Here is a 3,369-nt window from a genome sequence, read left to right as displayed (position 1 = left end):
GAGGCTCGTCGGGCACTGTTACCGGATGCTGGGCTCGGGCGTCGAGGCCGAGGACGCGGTTCAGGAGACGATGCTGCGAGCCTGGCGAAACCTCGACCGGTTCGAAGGCCGGGCGTCGCTCAAGACCTGGCTCTATCGGATAGCGACCAACGTCTGCCTCGACGCGCTCGCCAACCGGAGGCGCAGGGCGCGCCCGACGGAAGACGGACCCCCGGGGACGGTTGTCGATCCGCTCGTGGAACGGCCGCGCACCCACTGGCTCGAGCCGATTCCCGATGCCAGCGTCCTGCCGGTGGATGCCGACCCACTGGAGCGCGCCATTCTGCGACAGAGCATACGGCTCGCGTTTGTCGCGACGTTACAACGCCTTCCGTCTCGTCAACGAGCGGCGCTCCTCCTCGCCGAGGTCGTCGGCTGCTCGGTGGCGGAAGTCGCCGAGATCCTCGACACGAGCGTCGCGGCCGTGAACAGCGCGCTTCAACGGGCCCGTGCGACTCTCGCGGACGGAGACCTGCGGCAATCACCCGAGGCGCTCACCGAGGAGCAATCGACCCTCCTCGACCGCTACGTCGAAGCCTTCGAACGCTACGATGTGGACGGGCTGACGGCCTTGCTCCAACAGGATGCGACGCTTTCGATGCCACCGTACCGTCTGTGGCTCCGGGGTCACGAGTCGATCAGGAACTGGCTGCTCGGACGCGGTTCCGGCTGTCGCGGCTCACGTCTCGTCTCGACCGCGGCGAATGCCCTGCCGGCATTCGGTCAGTACCGGCCGGATCCGGACGGCGGCCATCGTCCATGGGCGCTCGTGGTCCTCGAGCTATCGGACGATCGCATCGCATCGTGGAATTCGTTCCTCGATACCGAGACGCTCTTTCCGAAGTTCGGTCTTCCGAGCGAGCTCGCGCCTCACGCGCCGTTGCCTCTCCATCAGGGCTGAGCCGCCTGCCGATCGCTTCCCACTTGGTGTGTCAAGCGATCGCACGCGCCTGACAGGTGTCGGTTGAACGAGATCCTCGGAACGCGCATGATTCCCGTGGGGAGATTTTCGTGCTCAGACGATGGCTGTTCGTCTCTCTGATCGTTGTGCATGGGCTCATCCTTGCTCTCGGTTTCACCAAGGCGTTCGGGCTCACCGATGCTCCTCAGCTCGTGCAGGGCATTTCCAAGCCTTGGGGGGTCGCCTGGCTTGGGGCGGCCGGGTTGACGCTCGTCACCGCCGTGCTATTCGCATCGTCGTGCCACGCCTGGTGGGCCGTCGGTCTCGGCGCCGTCGCTTTGTCGCAGGTCGTCATCGCGTCTTCTTGGGAGGACGCGAAGCTCGGCACCCTTGCCAACGCTCTGATCCTCGCAGGCATCGCCTATCGCTTCGCTTCTTCCGGTCCCAGGAGCTTTCTCGCGCGTTACCGCGCCGCGGTGGAGAAGCGCCTGGCCCAACCCATGGCGCCGCCGCTCGTGACGGAATCGGATCTGGTTCCCCTGCCGGATCCCGTTGAGCGCTACCTCCGGCAGGCGGGAGTGGTCGGACAGCCGCGGGTGCACCATTTCGAGGCGACCTGGCGCGGGCGGATTCGCCGCGGAGTCGGCGACCCGTGGATGACCTTTACCGCCGAGCAGTACAATTTTCCCGGCGAGCCGGCCCGCTTCTTCCTGATGAAGGCCACGCGCGGTGGTCTTCCGGTCGACGTCTATCACGCTTTTCGGGATCGCTCCGCCAGCATGAGCGTGAAGCTCGTTTCGCTCGTGCCGATGGTGGATGCCGTCGGTCCGGAGATGGACCGGGCGGAGACCGTCACGTTGTTCAACGACCTCTGCCTGCTGGCGCCGGCGGAGCTCGTCGATCCCGCCGTTCGCTGGACGCCAATCGATGAGCGGTCGGCACGGGCGAACTACACCATTGGCTCCAACACGATCAGCGCCGTGCTGTCGTTCAACGAGAAAGGGGAGCTCGTGGACTTCGTCTCCGACGACCGTCTCGCGGCCTCGGCGGATGGCAAGCAATTCACCCCTTGCCGCTGGTCCACGCCGGTCGGCGAGTACCGGAGCTTCGGGCCGTTGCGCGTCTTCACGCGCGGTGAAGCGCGCTGGCACCCGCCGGAAGGCGATTTCGCCTATCTCGAGATCGAGTTGGTCCACTTCGAGGTGAACGCGCCTCGGCGTGAGCCACGAGCCCGCACGTAATGAGCCACCCTTGTTGGTGTAGCTTTCCGGGTCTCAGTCTTGACGATGCTTTGCAACCGAGTCTCGTACGGTTCGAAGCAGGTTCAAGTGCGTCGACGCTTGGCTCTGCTCCAGAGATTCTCCGCCAGTCTGAACGGCTTGGCCATTCAGTCCATCAGGGGATAGGTCTGGTCGATCGGCACCTCCGGCACGGCGTCGGCTCTTTCGAGAATGGTGGTGAATCCCGAGGCGCTGCCATCGATCAGATGGCCGACCTGGATCAATTTGGCCTTGTTCTTTCCCTGCAGCTCGAAGGTACCCCTGCCGATGATGCCGGGGAAATTATCGTTGGGCATTCCGAACTCGAGGTGATCCGCTTCGATGTAGCGATAAATATTCGGGGATATTCTCGTCAAGACTCCGTGCTCGAGAACGTTGATTTTGGCGGACACGTTCCACCAGCGGACCTCGATCACGAAAATGTCGTCGACTTGATCGATGAAGCGCACATAGATGTCTTTCCCTTCCTTGATCTCGATGGTTCCATCGGTACGGACTGTCACCCGATTATGCGGCTCCTTGCCCACCCAGATGGTTCCATTGAGTGCCAGCTCGCCTTTGCCACCGCCGGTTTTGGCGGATTGCCCCAATGTCGTTGCGACCACACTAAAGAGAAGTAGCGCCCCGACCGCACATAGAGAACGGATCCAACTTCGCATCTTTACCCCCTGTGGAATCGATTTCCGGTCGTTGAGACCGAATCGTCGTCTTCGCCCCAGATTTCGTCGAAGACTCGTGCATCATAGTTCTCGCGGCCCACGAGCCGCCAGCCGATTCGGAAGTCCGCACCGACGGGTGTCACGCACTTGGTCCGCCCCGATGCTGGCGTAGAATGCCTCGCATGAGTTACCGAACGCTTGCCCTTCTTCTCGCGTCGGCCCTTACGCTGCTGCTCGCCTGCACCGAGCCGGCCCCCGACGAAGCGCTCTGGCTCGAAGACAGCGCGGGCGAGCGCGCGCTGGCCTGGGTGGCGGATCAGAACGACCGGACTCTGTCGGAGCTCGGCGCCGATCCGCGGTTCGCGCGCTACGAGACCGAAGCGGCGGCGATCCTCACGGACCCGGGACGCATTCCTTTCGCGTCGCCGATGGGTGATCACGTCTATAACACCTGGCAGGACCGCGAGCATCCTTACGGGGTATGGCGTCG

General features: G+C 63.7%; 4 protein-coding genes. 3 read left to right on the top strand and 1 reads right to left on the bottom strand.

Going from position 1 to position 3,369, the window contains the following annotated elements; genetic code table 11:
- A partial coding sequence (locus VEK15_22030; protein ID HXV63395.1) for a sigma-70 family RNA polymerase sigma factor occupies nt 1–940 on the top strand: 940 nt, incomplete at its 5' end.
- A gap of 110 nt (nt 941–1,050) precedes the next feature.
- Nucleotides 1,051–2,181 carry a DUF6544 family protein gene (locus tag VEK15_22025; protein HXV63394.1) on the top strand — a complete coding sequence of 377 codons (1,131 nt, stop codon included), beginning with the start codon at nt 1,051–1,053 and terminating at the stop codon, nt 2,179–2,181.
- A gap of 146 nt (nt 2,182–2,327) precedes the next feature.
- Here VEK15_22025 and VEK15_22020 read toward each other — a convergent pair whose 3' ends face one another.
- Nucleotides 2,328–2,879, bottom strand: a complete 552-nt coding sequence (locus tag VEK15_22020; GenBank protein HXV63393.1) for a hypothetical protein — start codon at nt 2,877–2,879, stop codon at nt 2,328–2,330.
- Nucleotides 2,880–3,061: 182 nt separating this feature from the next.
- Here VEK15_22020 and VEK15_22015 point away from each other — a divergent pair.
- On the top strand, nt 3,062–3,369 hold a 308-nt coding region (locus VEK15_22015), incomplete at its 3' end, for a S9 family peptidase (GenBank protein HXV63392.1).

The sequence above is a fragment of the Vicinamibacteria bacterium genome (assembly GCA_035620555.1).
GTDB lineage: Bacteria > Acidobacteriota > Vicinamibacteria > Marinacidobacterales > SMYC01 > DASPGQ01.
Note: the sequence above shows the minus strand (reverse complement) of the source record. Positions and strands in the feature narration are given on the sequence as shown.

What these genes read in the sequence shown, in the direction of transcription:
- VEK15_22020 (HXV63393.1), bottom strand. Translation starts at nt 2,879, where the DNA reads ATGCGAAGTTGGATCCGTTCTCTATGTGCGGTCGGGGCGCTACTTCTC.